Annotated in this window: 13 protein-coding genes and 1 tRNA gene; 10 read left to right on the top strand and 4 right to left on the bottom strand. The window is 62.7% G+C overall.

What is annotated here, in order from left to right:
• Nucleotides 1-43 precede the first annotated feature (43 nt).
• Nucleotides 44-1,879 carry a M3 family oligoendopeptidase gene (locus MET49242_RS19145; RefSeq protein ID WP_036285388.1) on the bottom strand — a complete coding sequence of 612 codons (1,836 nt, stop codon included), beginning with the start codon at nucleotides 1,877-1,879 and terminating at the stop codon, nucleotides 44-46.
• Between the two features lie 291 nt (nucleotides 1,880-2,170).
• On the opposite strand from MET49242_RS19145, the gene MET49242_RS19140 reads away from it, so the two are divergent.
• Genes MET49242_RS19140 through MET49242_RS19130 form a run of 3 tightly spaced genes read left to right on the top strand, consistent with a single transcriptional unit; the run spans nucleotide 2,171 to nucleotide 4,471 of the window.
• On the top strand, nucleotides 2,171-3,673 hold the full coding sequence (locus MET49242_RS19140) for a sigma-54 dependent transcriptional regulator (protein WP_036288773.1): 1,503 nt from the start codon (nucleotides 2,171-2,173) through the stop codon (nucleotides 3,671-3,673).
• A gap of 40 nt (nucleotides 3,674-3,713) precedes the next feature.
• Nucleotides 3,714-4,193 carry a glutathione peroxidase gene (locus MET49242_RS19135; RefSeq protein WP_036285385.1) on the top strand — a complete coding sequence of 160 codons (480 nt, stop codon included), beginning with the start codon at nucleotides 3,714-3,716 and terminating at the stop codon, nucleotides 4,191-4,193.
• The gene (locus tag MET49242_RS19130) at nucleotides 4,190-4,471 is read left to right on the top strand and encodes a hypothetical protein (protein WP_244430851.1); all 282 of its coding nucleotides are present in this window, start codon (nucleotides 4,190-4,192) and stop codon (nucleotides 4,469-4,471) included. The genes MET49242_RS19135 and MET49242_RS19130 overlap by 4 nt, the downstream gene beginning before the upstream one ends.
• A gap of 5 nt (nucleotides 4,472-4,476) precedes the next feature.
• Here MET49242_RS19130 and MET49242_RS19125 read toward each other — a convergent pair whose 3' ends face one another.
• On the bottom strand, nucleotides 4,477-6,585 hold the full coding sequence (locus tag MET49242_RS19125; RefSeq protein WP_084679222.1) for a carbohydrate porin: 2,109 nt from the start codon (nucleotides 6,583-6,585) through the stop codon (nucleotides 4,477-4,479).
• A 283-nt stretch (nucleotides 6,586-6,868) separates the two neighbouring features.
• On the opposite strand from MET49242_RS19125, the gene MET49242_RS19120 reads away from it, so the two are divergent.
• The 3 genes from MET49242_RS19120 (at nucleotide 6,869) to MET49242_RS19110 (ending at nucleotide 10,239) form a co-directional block, all read left to right on the top strand.
• The gene (locus MET49242_RS19120; protein WP_036288766.1) at nucleotides 6,869-8,308 is read left to right on the top strand and encodes a circularly permuted type 2 ATP-grasp protein; all 1,440 of its coding nucleotides are present in this window, start codon (nucleotides 6,869-6,871) and stop codon (nucleotides 8,306-8,308) included.
• A gap of 140 nt (nucleotides 8,309-8,448) precedes the next feature.
• Nucleotides 8,449-9,396, top strand: a complete 948-nt coding sequence (locus MET49242_RS19115) for an alpha-E domain-containing protein (RefSeq protein ID WP_036288763.1) — start codon at nucleotides 8,449-8,451, stop codon at nucleotides 9,394-9,396.
• Between the two features lie 9 nt (nucleotides 9,397-9,405).
• The gene (locus MET49242_RS19110) at nucleotides 9,406-10,239 is read left to right on the top strand and encodes a transglutaminase family protein (protein WP_036285381.1); all 834 of its coding nucleotides are present in this window, start codon (nucleotides 9,406-9,408) and stop codon (nucleotides 10,237-10,239) included.
• A gap of 42 nt (nucleotides 10,240-10,281) precedes the next feature.
• On the opposite strand, the gene MET49242_RS19105 is transcribed toward MET49242_RS19110, so the two are convergent.
• Nucleotides 10,282-10,650 carry a transposase gene (locus MET49242_RS19105; protein ID WP_051134550.1) on the bottom strand — a complete coding sequence of 123 codons (369 nt, stop codon included), beginning with the start codon at nucleotides 10,648-10,650 and terminating at the stop codon, nucleotides 10,282-10,284.
• Between the two features lie 29 nt (nucleotides 10,651-10,679).
• Here MET49242_RS19105 and MET49242_RS25245 point away from each other — a divergent pair, with 29 nt between their 5' ends.
• The 4 genes from MET49242_RS25245 (at nucleotide 10,680) to MET49242_RS19090 (ending at nucleotide 12,125) form a co-directional block, all read left to right on the top strand.
• Nucleotides 10,680-11,018 (top strand): hypothetical protein, encoded by a 339-nt coding sequence (locus MET49242_RS25245; protein ID WP_144259699.1) that lies wholly within the window; start codon nucleotides 10,680-10,682, stop codon nucleotides 11,016-11,018.
• Nucleotides 10,998-11,072 (top strand) — tRNA-Thr (locus tag MET49242_RS19100). The genes MET49242_RS25245 and MET49242_RS19100 overlap by 21 nt, the downstream gene beginning before the upstream one ends.
• Nucleotides 11,073-11,178: 106 nt before the next feature.
• Nucleotides 11,179-11,478: a hypothetical protein gene (locus tag MET49242_RS19095; protein WP_036285375.1), complete on the top strand. Its 300-nt coding sequence runs from the start codon at nucleotides 11,179-11,181 to the stop codon at nucleotides 11,476-11,478.
• Nucleotides 11,479-11,651: 173 nt separating this feature from the next.
• Nucleotides 11,652-12,125 (top strand): phosphate-starvation-inducible protein PsiE, encoded by a 474-nt coding sequence (locus tag MET49242_RS19090; protein ID WP_036285372.1) that lies wholly within the window; start codon nucleotides 11,652-11,654, stop codon nucleotides 12,123-12,125.
• A gap of 43 nt (nucleotides 12,126-12,168) precedes the next feature.
• Here the strand turns inward: MET49242_RS19090 and dinB are convergent, their stop codons facing one another.
• On the bottom strand, nucleotides 12,169-13,317 hold the full coding sequence (gene dinB, locus MET49242_RS19085; RefSeq protein WP_084679219.1) for a DNA polymerase IV: 1,149 nt from the start codon (nucleotides 13,315-13,317) through the stop codon (nucleotides 12,169-12,171).
• Nucleotides 13,318-13,424: the final 107 nt, after the last annotated feature.

The following is a 13,424-nucleotide window of genomic DNA, read 5'->3' as shown; positions in this document are numbered from 1 at the left end:
CGCCGGCCTCTGGCCGGCGTTCTAATTTTCGGGAGCAGATCCGTCAGGCCTCCTCCATCGCCTCCAGCTCCGCGATCAGCCCCTCGATCATTTCAAGACCGATGTTCCAGAACGCCGGATCGCGCGCATCCAGCCCGAAGGGCTTCAGCAGCTCGTTGTAGGGCTTCGCGCCGCCGGCCTCGAGCAGCGCGAAATAGCGTTCCGCAAAACCTTCGTGCGCCTTCTGGTAGACGCCATAGAGCGAATTGACGAGACAATCGCCGAAAGCGTAGGCGTAGACATAGAAGGGCGAATGGATGAAGTGCGGGATATAGGCCCAGAAGCATTCATATCCCGGCCCGAGCCGGATGGACGGCCCGAGACTCTCCGCCTGCACGCTCATCCACAGGTCGCAGATCTGGTCGGCGGTGAGTTCGCCGTTGCGCCGCTCGGTGTGAACCTTTCGCTCGAAGGCGTAAAAGGCCATCTGTCGCACCACCGTGTTGATCATGTCCTCGACCTTGGAGGCGAGCAGCGCGCGGCGCTGGTTCTTGTCGGTCGCCTGCGCGAGCAGCGCGCGGAAGGTCAGCATCTCGCCGAAGACCGAGGCCGTCTCGGCGAGCGTCAGCGGCGTCGGCGCCATCAGCGCCCCCTGACGCGCGGCGAGCACCTGATGCACGCCATGGCCGAGCTCATGCGCGAGCGTCATGACGTCGCGCGTCTTGCCCTGGAAATTGAGCAGCACATAGGGATGCGCCGAAGGAACGGTCGGATGTGAAAAGGCGCCCGGCGCCTTGCCCGGCCGCACCGGCGCGTCGATCCATTTCTTGTCGAAGAAGTCCCCGGCGATCTGCGCCATGCGCGGCGCAAAGCCTTTATATGCGCCGAGCACGATCGCGCGCGCCTCCGGCCAGGTGTAGAGCTTGCTCGGCGTCGCCGGCAGCGGCGCGCTGCGGTCCCAGTAGTCGAGCGCGTCCTTGCCGAACCATTTGGCCTTGAGCCTGTAATAGCGGTGCGAGAGGCGCGGATGCGCGTCCTCCACCGCCTTGGCCAGCGCCTCCACCACCTCACGCTCGACGCGGTTGGAGAGATGGCGCGAATCGGCGACGTCCTCGAAGCCGCGCCAGCGGTCCGAGATTTCCTTGTCCTTGGCGAGGGTGTTGGTGATGAGCGAGAAGACGCGCTGATTGGCCTTCAGCGTCGCGCCGATCGCCAGCGCCGCCTCCTTGCGCTTCGCCTCGTTGGGGTCCTGCATCAGATTCAGTACAGGCTCGATCGCGAGCTCTTCGCCGCCGACCTTGAAGCGCAGCGAGGCGATGGTCTCGTCGAAAAGGCGGTTCCACGCCGCGGCGCCCGAGATGTATTTCTCGTGGAAAAGCTCCTCGAGCTTGTCCTCGAGTTCGTAGGGCTTCTCCTTGCGAATGTCCTCGAGCCAGGGCCTCCAGCGCAGGAGCGGCTCCTTGCCGGCCGCCGCCATCAGCGTCTCGTCGTCGAGGCGATTGAGTTCGAGCTGGAAAAAGAGGAGCTGCGCCGAGGCGTTGGTCACCTTTTCCTGTACGTCGCCGTAGAATTTCGCGCGCGCCGGGTCGGTGGTGTCGCCGCTGTAAAGCAGCCCGGCGAATGACATGAGGCGCCCGAGCAGATCCTGCAGCGCCTCGTAGCGTGCGAGCGCCTTTCCGAGCGCGACGCTCGCGTCCGCGCCCGTCGCCATCTCAGCGAGGCGGCCGCGATAGTCCTTGCCGAATTGCGCAACCTCCGTCGCCGCTCTGGCCAGATCGCTCTTCAACTGCGGCGAATCGGTTCCCGGATAAAGGTCGGCGAGGTTCCATTCGGGCAGCGATTCGGAAGCACCCGCCGCGGCCTCGGCCGTGGCGCGGGTGGAGCGCGTTGTGAAGAGCATGGCGAAAACCGTTTCGAGTTGCGGACGCCGCGAGGCGAATGGTCAAACATATGGGCAAAGCCCAAGCGCGATCAACCCGATCCGCGACGTCGACAATCGCCGGGAATTGGGGGCGCGAATTCGAATTTTCGATTTTTCGCGCATATTTACAACGCGCCGTTGCGCCTTCCCCCGCGCCGGATTAACCCGCCCTTTACCCTGTTTCGCAACGATGGGCGCGCCGACAAACAGTCCCGGCGCAGATGCGACGAGGGTGCGGCCGCAGGCTGCGGGGCGGGACAAAGGGGCGTGATGACTTCCATAATTCTCATTGCTGACGACGATCCGGTGCAACGCCGCCTGCTCGAGGCCATGGTGCGGCGATTCGGTTACGAAGCCGAGACCGTGGAGGGCGGCGAACAGGCCCTTGCGCGGCTGACGCAGCCCGGCGCGCCGCCGATCGCGCTGCTCATTCTCGATCTCGTGATGCCCGATCTCGACGGCATGGGCGTGCTCACGCGCATGCGCGACACGAAGATCGCGACGCCCGTCATCGTGCAGACCGCGCATGGCTCGATCGAGGCCGTGATTTCGGCGATGCGCGCGGGCGCGCACGACTTTGTCGTGAAGCCGGTCGGCGCCGAGCGGCTGCAGATCTCCATCAAGAACGCCCTGTCGGCGGACGCGCTCGCCGGCGAAATCCGCCGCATCAGCCGCCGCGCCTCGGGCGCGCTCACCTTCCGGGATCTCGTCTCGCGCAGCGATGACATGGCGCGCGTGATTCGTCTCGGCGAACGCGCCGCGCATTCGTCCATACCCGTGCTGATCGAGGGCGAATCCGGCGTCGGCAAGGAGCTGGTCGCCCGCGCCATTCAGGGCGGCTCCGATCGCAGGGGCAAGCCCTTCGTTACTGTGAACTGTGGGGCGCTCCCCGCCAATCTGGTGGAGTCGATACTCTTCGGCCACGAGAAAGGCGCCTTCACCGGCGCGACCGAAAAGCATTCGGGCAAGTTTCTCGAAGCCAATGGCGGCACGCTTTTCCTCGATGAAATCGGCGAACTGCCCCTCGACATTCAGGTGAAGCTCTTGCGCGCGCTGCAGGAGGGCGAGATCGACCCCGTCGGCGCGAGGCGGCCGGTGCGCGTCGATATCCGCCTGATCTCCGCGACGAACCAGAATCTCATCGAACTCGTGAAGCGCGGGCAGTTTCGCGAGGACCTGTTCTACCGTCTCAACGTCTTTCCGATCAGCATTCCGCCGCTGCGCGCGCGCCGTCAGGACATCGCCGATCTCGCGCGGCGTTTCGCGGCGCGTTTCGCGGCCGAAGAGGGCCGCAACATTCGCGGGGTCACGGCCGAAGCGCTGTCGCTGCTGACGACCTATGACTGGCCCGGCAATGTGCGGCAGCTTGAAAACGCCGTGTTTCGCGCCGTGGTGCTCGCGGACGGCGATGAACTGACGGTCGCCGAATTTCCGCAGATCGCCGCCCATGTCGACGGATATGACGTGCGTGTGCCGCCCGCGCCGGCGCTCGCGCCCGCGGCCGACGCGCCGCGTCAGCGCGAGATCGTGCATGTCGAAATCCGCGATCCCAACGTCATTTCCATGCTCGGCGCCAATGGCGAGATGCGCAAGCTCCAGGATCTGGAGGCGGAGACGATCCGTTTCGCGCTGACGCATTATCGTGGCCAGATGTCGGAGATTGCGCGACGGCTCGGCATCGGCCGTTCGACGCTTTATCGCAAGATGAAGGAATATGGCCTCGACGAAGGCGCTGAATCCGAGGCCAAGCCCTCCGACAGCCTGGTGGCGTGAGAGAGAAATTTATGCGAGCCTATTGTAAAAGGAGGCGCGCATGACGACGCTCTATGATATCGAGGCCACGACGATCGACGGCGCAACCAGATCCTTGCGCGATTACGCGGGCAAGGCGCTCCTCGTCGTCAATGTCGCGAGCCGCTGCGGCTTCACCCCCCAATACAAGGGGCTCGAGGCGCTCTATCGCAAATTCGCGGACAGGGGGTTTGTCATTCTCGGCTTTCCCTGCAACCAGTTCGGCGCGCAGGAGCCGGGTTCGGAAAGCGAGATTGCCGCCTTTTGCTCGACGAATTACGACGTGACCTTTCCGATGTTCGCCAAGATCGACGTGAATGGCGAAAAGGCGCATCCGCTTTATCGCCTGTTGAAACATGCGGCGCCGGGACTGCTCGGCTCCGAGGCCATCAAATGGAATTTCACGAAATTTCTCGTTGATCGCAATGGCGCTGTCGTGAAGCGATATGCGCCGACCGATACGCCGCAGGCGATCGAGAGAGACATCGAGGCGCTTCTGTGAGCGCGACGATAAGCGTCTTGCGCGTGAGCGGGGGCGATCCGATGTCCTTCGACGTGACGGTTCGGGAAGCGAATGGCGAAACACGCCATCGCGTAACGCTTTCGCAAGATGACCTTGCCCGCCTCGCCGGCGAAGCGAATGCGGAGGCGATGATCGAAGCCTCCTTCCGCTTCCTCCTCGACCGCGAGCCGAAGGAAATGATCCTCCCGCGTTTCGACGTCAGCGTCATCTCGCGCTATTTTCCCGACTTCGAGAAGACGCTGCCGGCCTATTTCTGATCACGTCAGAACGCGCCGCGCAGCCGCAGGCCGAAGACATTGATCGGCCCGCGCGCGCTGTTGTGCCCGGGATCGACGAGCAGCTGATAATCTAAAGTGGCGTCGAAATTCCTGCCGAAGCCGACCTTGTAATAGGCCTCCAGATTCTTCTCGCCATCATAGGAGAGCGCGCCGTCGCCGATATAGACGCTCGTTCCGCCAAGCGCGAAATAGCGCACGCGTGAGCCATGAAGTCCGCTGAAGGCGGCCGCAACGCCGATCTCGTCGTGATCGCGCCCCCACAAGGCGCCGCCGCCGACAAGTCCGAACGACACGGACCGGTCGACGTCAGTGTAATCCACTGTCTCATAGCGACCGTCCGCCATGCTCGCGCGCAGGAAGAACCCGAGATTCGGCGCCAGCTGTTGCTTTACATTGATTCCCCCGCCCATCTTGACGGCGCGCTTGCGGAAGGAGTCGACGCGCGGCGGGAACTCGCCTGTCAGATAGGCGTAGCGCACCACATCGTCCATCTTGCTCAGATTGCCATTGTCGCCATAGCCGAGAAACTTGATTGCTCCCGGCTGGCCGAAAAGGTCGTAGCGGCCCTCGAACTCTGCGACGGCCATATATTGACGGAATAATTCTGGCTCGATCTCGAGCCCGTTCGGCACGGTCGAGAGCTGAAACACGCCGCCGCGCGCCGTCCACCAGTTCTGTTTCCATTCCACGGCCAGGCCATGCGTGTAGCCCCATGAGTCGGCCGCGTAATCGAAGGCGCCCATGGTGTTGAAGGCGAAATTCATGAAGCCTGTCGTCGGATCGTGCGCGTAGACGTTGTCGTCGAAGACGTCTCCCACGGCGAATTTGCCCAGCGTGATGATGATGCGGTCGCGATCGACCTTGCCGGAGATCTGGTTCTGCGTCGATTCGAGCACTTCACTGCGCGAGCCCTGGTCTGGATCATGCCCGCGGTCGCCGCCGCCGAGCCCGATGATCTGGCGCAGGAAATAACGCTGAAAGCGCATGTAGGGCGCGCTGGCGCCGACCTTGGCGACCGCGCCGTTGACGTAAGAGGCGGCTCCAACCGAATTGGCGAGTCCGTAGCCCTGATCGATCTCGGGGTTGAGATAGACCGCGCCGCCTTCCCACAGGCGCAGGCCAAGGAAGATGTTCGTCGTCGATCCGAAATTCGCCTTTCCGCCGGAAGGAAAGCTGTTGGGTCCGTCATAGGCCGCGCGAAATCGCGGATAGCCCTGCACGACATTGGTGGTCTGGGCGTGCACGCTATAAAACTCCGGCGCGTTTTCGCCGCTCTCGCCACTCGCGCCATTTCCGCCGTGGCCGTTTATTCCGCCGTATTGCAACGGAGCGACGATCTCGTTCTTGGCGCCGAAATGATAATTCAGCCCGAAGCGCAGGATCTGGTTTTCATTTCGGATGCGCGAGGCGTAGAGATAGCCCGCGCCATTGTCGAAAGTCTGCGTGTTCAGCGACTGGTTCAGAAAAAGATATTCCGCGCGCGCCGACCAATTATCTGCGAAGGCGTATTCGAAACCGGCGCCGAAAACATATTTCATCCGCGAGGATTGCGACCAGGGCGCCTCGAAAATCGCATCGGGGCCGTCGGCGCCGAGCGTAAGCGTTTCAGGTCCGCGCGCGCCGCCCGCCGCTACGCCGCCGGTCAGATAGAGGAGCGCGCGGTCGTAGGCGAAGCCGACGCGGCCGCGAATGCTGGCGAAATAATTTGCGCTCGAACCGGGATGCAATGTGTAAACGGGTAGTCCCGGCGCATAGGCGTCCGAAGACGCGAATAGTCCGTTCGGGCCGCGGCGGCCGTCGAGCAGGCTCAAATCCGTCTCGAAGCCCCAGACCCAGGGCCCGTCCTGCCAGTTGTAGCCGACTTGCGCGCCAACCGTGACGCCCGGCCGTGTCGCGCCTGCGGGGTAGAGATCGTAAACGGGCGAGCCGAAGCCGCTCCCCGCCTGCAACCGCTCGCCGCCGTGAAGCGGAAAGGCAGCGCCGAGACTCGCTCCGAGATACATGCCGACCCAGTTGAACACCGGCGGCGGCGCTTCCGCGCGGGCCGCCGGCGCGGCGAGAAGCGAAAGCAAGGCAAACCCGGTTGCGCCCATTCGCCGGGAACTGGCGGGGCTCGAAAGCGCATGTCGCAGGCGCGCGCCATCTCGCGCCTCTCTCACATATTCGCGACGCGTCGGCAAAACCGAAAACCCGATGAATCATATGTCGGCAAGCGCAGGTTACGCCAGCCCGGCAGAGTCCTACAGAGACAATATGACAATTTTTTCGAACTTCTGGCGCAGTTCTTGCGAAGCTCTTCCCGACCGCAGTCTCAAAGGCCGGAACCCCTGTGAATACAGGCTCGGCCCGAAAATACGAGGAGCGCCGACAGTGGATCTGCGTGTGACGCAATTCGATGAAATGGGCGGCGTGAACGGGGCGACGCGCGCGCCATACGAAAAGCTTTCGCAATGGCTGGCGGGCACGACCCCCGACCTTCTCGCCTCGCGGCGTGAGCAGGCAGAGTTGCTGTTCCGGCGCATCGGCATCACCTTCGCCGTCTATGGCGCTCAGGACGCCACCGAACGGCTCATTCCCTTCGACATTCTGCCGCGCATCATCGCGCGCAGCGAATGGGCGGCGCTGGAGCGCGGCCTCGTGCAGCGCGTCACCGCGCTGAACATGTTTCTCAAGGATCTCTATAACGGCGGCGAGGCGCTGAAGGCCGGGATCATTCCCGCCGATCTCGTCTATCGCAATCCCGGCTATTGCCCGGAAATGGCGGGCCGCCGCGTTCCGCACGACATCTATGTCCACATCGCCGGCGTCGATATCGTGCGCACGGACGACCATGGTTTCTATGTGCTGGAGGACAACGCGCGCACGCCGTCGGGCGTCTCCTACATGCTCGAGAACCGCGAAGTGATGATGCGGCTCTTTCCCGAGCTTTTCGCGATGCATCGCGTCGCGCCGATCGAGGATTATCCCGACGAACTGCTCGCGACGCTGCGCTCCGTCGCGCCGCCGCGCGCGTCGAGCGATCCGACTATCGCGCTGATGACGCCGGGCCAATATAATTCCGCCTTTTACGAGCACTCGTTTCTCGCCGACAAGCTCGGCGTGGAATTGGTCGAAGGCCGCGATCTCTTCGTGAAGGACGACGTGGTCTACATGCGCACGACGGAAGGCCCGCGCCGCGTCGACGTCATCTATCGCCGTATCGACGACGATTTCCTAGATCCGCTGGCGTTCCGGCCGGATTCGGCGCTCGGCGTCGCGGGACTCATGGGCGCCTATCATGCAGGCAATGTGACGCTCGCCAATGCAGTCGGAACAGGCGTCGCCGACGACAAGGCGACATACACCTACATGCCCGACATCATCCGTTTCTATCTCGGCGAGGAGCCGCTCCTGCAAAACGTCCCCACCCATCGCTGTCGCGAGCCGGAGGCGCTGTCCTATGTGCTCGACAATCTCGACGAGCTGGTGGTCAAGGAGGTCAATGGCTCGGGCGGCTACGGGATGCTCGTCGGCCCCCATGCGACCAGGGCCCAGATCGAGGAATTCCGCGCCAAGCTCAAAGCCCATCCCGACAATTTCATCGCCCAGCCAACCCTCGCCCTTTCCACCTGCCCCGTCTCCGTCGCGCAGGGCGTCGCGCCGCGCCATGTCGACCTGCGGCCCTTCGTGCTTCAGGGCGCGAATGGCGTGCGCGTCGTTCCGGGCGGACTCACCCGCGTCGCCATGACAGAGAAGTCGCTGGTCGTGAATTCGAGTCAGGGCGGCGGCACCAAGGACACCTGGATCATCGATGACGCGCTCATGGGGCAGGCCTGATGCTCGATAGCTTCCAATCGTTCGAGGAACATCACGGAATCGCGCATCCGGAAGAGGCTTTCGCCGTTCCCGATCCCGTCGTTCCCCTCGCAAAGGCCGCAGACAAATTCAGGCGCGAGCGCGCGCAACCGGAACGTCACATGCTTTCACGCACCGCCGACAACCTCTATTGGCTCGCCCGCTACATGGAGCGCGCCGACTTTCTCGCGCGCGCGATAGAAGCGTCGCGTCGTCTCGCCTCGCTGCCCAAGACCTACGGCGGCGCCGAATCGGAATGGGAAAGCGTGCTTCTCTCGTCGGGCGCATCTGAGGCGTTCGAGGATTCCGGGCGTCCGCTCGACGAAGCGAATGTGGTGGAGTTCCTCACCTTCGCGCCCGACAATCCGGGGTCGATCCGCAACTGCATCGAATACGCCCGCGCCAACGCGCGCGCCGTGCGCACCGCGCTCACGGTCGAGATGTGGGAGGCGATCAACGGCGCCTATCTCGAAATGAAAGCGCTCGAAGCGCGCCGCGGCGCCCATTCCGCCGACGAATTGGCGCGCTTTCTCGAATTCGTGAAACAGACGTCCCTCACATATGACGGCGGCGCCTATCGCACGATGCTGCGCAATGACGCCTACTGGTTCTCGCGCGTCGGTCTCTTCGTCGAGCGCGCCGACAACACCGCGCGCCTGCTCGACGTTAAATACCACGTGCTGCTGCCGGAGAAGGAGGTCGTCGGCGGCTCGCTCGACTATTTCCAATGGGCCGCGATCCTTCGCGCGGTCTCGGCGCACACCGCCTATCACTGGGTCTATCGCACCAGCATGAAACCGTGGCTCGTCGCCGACCTGCTCATCCTGCGCCCCGAGATGCCGCGTTCGCTCATTTCCTGCTACGAGAGCATCGTGCGCAATCTCGATTATCTCGCCCGCGCGCATGGGCGTCAGGGCGCGGCCCAGCGGCAGGCGCGCAGCGTCTATGGCAAGCTGGAAAATCTGACGATGGAGAGCGTCTTTCAGGGCGGCCTGCATGAATTCGTGCAGGGCTTCATCGGCGAGAACAATCAGCTTGGGACGCTGATCTCCGAACAATATCTGTTCTGACGGGAAAACATGCGCATTCGCATCCGCCACGAGACGATCTACCGCTACAGCGAACCGGCGCGATCGGCGATCCAGTCGCTGCGGCTGACGCCGCGCAACTACGATGGCCAGCATGTCGCGCATTGGCGCATCGACGTCGATCGCGACTGCCGCCTGAGCCAGTCGGAAGACGCCTTCGGCAATATCGTGAACCGCTTCACGGCCGACGGGCCGCTCGAATCGATCTCGACGATGGTCGAAGGCGAGGTCACTACCTTCGACACCGCCGGCGTCGCGTCAGGCGCGGTCGAGCGCTTCCCGACCGCGCTGTATTTCCGCCAGACGCCGCTCACCGCGTCGAGCCGCGCGATTGTCGATTTCGCTCGCGCGACAACAGCGGGCGAGAATGGAGCGCTCGGCCGACTGCACGCGCTGCTCGGCGCGCTTTACGAGACGATGAGCTTCGACACCGATGCGTCCCATGCTGCGACGACCGCGGTAGAGGCCTTCGCACACAAGAAGGGCGTCTGCCAGGATTTCGCCCATCTCTTTATCGCCTGCGCGCGCGCGATCGGCGCGCCGGCGCGATATGTGAGCGGCTATTACTTGCGGAGCGACAGCGACGATCAGGTGGCGGGTCACGCATGGGCGGAGGCCCATGTCGAGGGTCTCGGCTGGGTCGGGTTCGATCCGGCGCATGGCGTATCGCCGGGTGAGCGTCATGTGCGTCTCGCCGCCGCGCTGGATTATCTCGGCGCCGCCCCCATCCGCGGGGCGCGGATCGGCGGCGCTGGCGAAACCATGGAAGTCAGGGTGCGGGTCGCGCCGACCAATGCTCAGGCGCAGGTTCAGACGCAATCATGAAAAAACGCCCCGCGTGAGACGCGCGGGGCGTAAATCGGCAATTCAGGCCGCCGCGGCGTGGTCGCCGCTCGCCTCCATAACCTGATCCCGCGCCGGCGCGCCGCGGAAGGGCGTCCAGTGCAAGCCACTGTGATCGAACGAGAAGTCGGTGACTCCCTGCTCCTCCATGGCGGCGATAACGTTCGGCCAGACGCCTTTTTTCGCCCAGCGGTTGAATCGCGTATAGGTTGTATACCACTTGCCGAACTCACCCGGCAGATTGCGCCAGGGCGATCCGGTCTTTGCGATCCAGAACACCGCTTCCAGGAACAGACGATTGTCGCGCCCCGTGCACCCGGGATCGCCCTCTTTTCCGGGCAATACCGGCGCAAGGGCCGTCCAGAGCTCGTCGGAGATATATCTGTCGGTCAAGCCAGCCTCCATCTCGAGCGTTCTGCGCGATGCTGACGCCTTTCGTGGTGATCGGAGATTCGGAAGCGCTCTCGGTCTGCGAACGCTTCGCCGATTCACTAAAAATTTCACGAAGGCGCCGCGACGTCTCGCGCAACGCTTGGATAGACACTACCTTTGGTTGTATATTTTTGCAATACAACCTGTCCACATTTCGCCTGAAATTTGCCGCGAGCCGAATTGACCTTCATATTTCGCCAAACGGCCACGCAAAACTCGCCGCACCTCCCGCTTGCGACTCGCGTCGCGCTGTGGCACAAGGCCCTCGTTTCGCGGCGACCACGGCGAGTGGTGGCGCAGGAACCAATGCTGCAGTAGCTCAGTGGTAGAGCACTCCCTTGGTAAGGGAGAGGTCGAGAGTTCAATCCTCTCTTGCAGCACCATTTTTTGCCTTTAAATTTCAAAGACTTACGAATTTGTCCTCGGCGCGACGTTCTCGTTCAGGCGGCAATACAGTCATATCGCCTGACCGGGAGGCGGAATCGCCCCTTGGCGACCTCCACAGCCAATCATCAGCAGTCCTTCCACGCCGAAAAGGTCATCCTCCATCAGCTCGAAAATCGCACGAAGCAGCTCTGGCTGCGTCGAATTGAGGTTCAGAATGGAACCGGATACATGCGCCGGGGCACGGGAGCCTGCGACCTCTACCAAGCCGGGAAGTTCGCCGACGGGTTGCGGATCAAGACCAAGTTCGGTCAGTCCATCACCGGCCCGAACCTCGCCAATTTGGTCGAGGAGTTCGGCTCGCTCGCGCGGGTCGAAGGAGGGCCGGCGAAACGGGGCCTCTGAATCATCGCCTGATCCTTGTCGCTCAATGATTTCGGGTAAAGCATGACGATAATTCGTCTCATCATGGCTGCATTCGATCGCCCGCTTCGCCAAGACGATAAAGCAGATTTCGATTGACCTGCCCGGCGGCGCGGGGCCTTTTATTCCGGTCAACGAACGAAACGGGGCCTCGCATGGGCGACAAGACCATTATCGAAGAAGAAAGCGCAAGACGCATGCGCGCTCTTGTTGACCCGGTCGGCCACTTCCTTTCCGAGGCGTTTCACTTTCTTGGCCTCTTTGCGATTGGAGGAGCGACCGTCTGGTCGGCGGTAAAGGCTTTCATCGCAATGTCCGAAAAGGGGCATGCGTCGATCGAAGACCTGCTGCTCCTGTTCATCTATCTCGAAATCGGCTCCATGGTCGGCATATATTTCAGAACCAACCACATGCCGGTGCGATTTCTGCTCTACGTCGGCATCACCGCGCTCACCCGTCATCTCATCGTCTATGTGCAAACGGACAGCGTGCCGGACTTCGGCGTGTTGATCCTCGCAGGAGGCACCCTGATTCTCGCTCTTGCCGTGCTCGTCATCCGTTACGCGACATTCCACTACTCGGCGCCGGATTTGAACCAATTCCCCAGACACACAAAAATGGCCGACTAGGTCGGTGAGCAATGCGCCGGTTTCGCCCGAACCGCGCTCCAATTCAAAGCCCGAGCGTCAACTGATCTTGATCGCCAGCCTGAGCCGCGCCGAGCGAGGAGATCGATACGCCGAGCAGGCGAACCGGCTTCCTGAACGGAAACGCTCCGGTGAGGGTTTCAAACACATTCCGCGCAAGTTCTGCGCGCGTGTCGATGGCGTGCGGCAAGGTCCGACTGCGGGTGATGAGATCGAAATCGGAGAATTTCACCTTCAGGGTCACGGTTCGCCCACGCACGCCGGTCGTTTCGCAATGGCGCCATACCTTGTCGATGACAGGCTCCAGCGCTTCACGCATCGCCGCCAGATCAGTCATGTCCAGAGCGAATGTCTGCTCTGCTCCAACTGACTTGCGTATTCGATCGGCGCGCACGGGTCTGTGGTCGACCCCGCGCGAGATCCAGTAAAAGTGGCCGCCCGCTTTTCCGAAATTCTCGATGAGGAATGGAAGCGCCTGTGATCGAAGATCGCGTCCGGTGTGAATGCCGAGCCGGTTCATTTTCGCTTTTGTCGCAGGCCCCACGCCGTGGAATTTTTCGACAGCCATGCCCTCGACAAAGGCCGGACCCATCCTCGGCGTGATGACGAACATACCGTCGGGCTTGCGATGGTCGGAGGCGAGTTTTGCGAGGAATTTGTTGTAGGATACGCCGGCCGAGGCTGTCAGGCCGATTTTCGATCGGATCGCCGCCCTGATCTCCTGCGCAATTTCCGTCGCCGTTTCGATTCCCTTGAGATTTGTGGTGACGTCGAGATAGGCCTCGTCGAGCGACAGAGGTTCGATGATCGCGGTATATTCCGCGAAGATCTCGCGGATCTGCGTCGACACCGCCTTGTAGACGTCGAACCGCGGCTTCACGAAGATGAGATCGGGACATTTGCGTCGCGCCGTCACGGACGGCATCGCCGAATGCACGCCGAATTTCCGCGCCTCATAGCTTGCGGCGGCCACGACGCCACGCTCGCTCGACCCGCCGACAGCGACGGCCTTTCCGCGCAGATCGGGATTATCGCGCTGCTCGACGGAGGCGAAGAACGCGTCCATGTCGACATGAATGATCTTGCGGTGAGGCGGCGTCTGGAATTGGCGCGGAGGATCCCCTCCGGACGGGCGGCCCTGCGGCGCTCGCTCCTCATGGTCTTCGGCGATCATGTCTCACCGCCACTTTTTCGCGCCGCCCCGGCGCCCGATTTTTCCCTATCCGCTTCGAATTACGCCCGACGCGCCCTCCCGCCAAGCCATCTTGCAAGCCATCCCGG

The sequence above is a fragment of the Methylocystis sp. ATCC 49242 genome (assembly GCF_000188155.2).
Classification (GTDB): domain Bacteria; phylum Pseudomonadota; class Alphaproteobacteria; order Rhizobiales; family Beijerinckiaceae; genus Methylocystis.
The sequence above is the reverse complement of the archived record's forward strand: the minus strand, read 5'-3'. Positions and strand labels throughout refer to the sequence as shown.